Raw genomic sequence first — 240 nt, forward strand, 5'->3', positions numbered from 1 at the left:
GTGGCGATTTTGGAGAAACTGCGGGAGTATCGGTATATGAAGTGAAGAATATGGAGTTCAGGGATGATTCTCTGGGCTCTTTTTTTACGGTTACGAACTAAGAAGTCCCTTTCCCTGTATGTAAAACGGATTTAACCGCTTCTTCAATCTCCCTATAACCGGTACATCTGCAAATATTGGACTCCAGCCAATTTTTTATCGTGTCATCACTTGCATTCGGCTCAGTATTCACTAAAGCAT

The 240-nt window shown here is 41.7% G+C and carries 1 protein-coding gene; it reads right to left on the reverse strand.

What is annotated here, in order from left to right; all coding sequences use genetic code 11:
• Window positions 1–97: 97 nt before the first annotated feature.
• Window positions 98–240: 2Fe-2S iron-sulfur cluster-binding protein (locus R0K30_RS23340; protein WP_410613392.1), on the reverse strand; the 143-nt coding region annotated here is incomplete at its 5' end.

Origin of the sequence: Bacillus sp. SIMBA_154, from assembly GCF_046536015.1 — a bacterium.
GTDB lineage: Bacteria > Bacillota > Bacilli > Bacillales > Bacillaceae > Bacillus > Bacillus pumilus_P.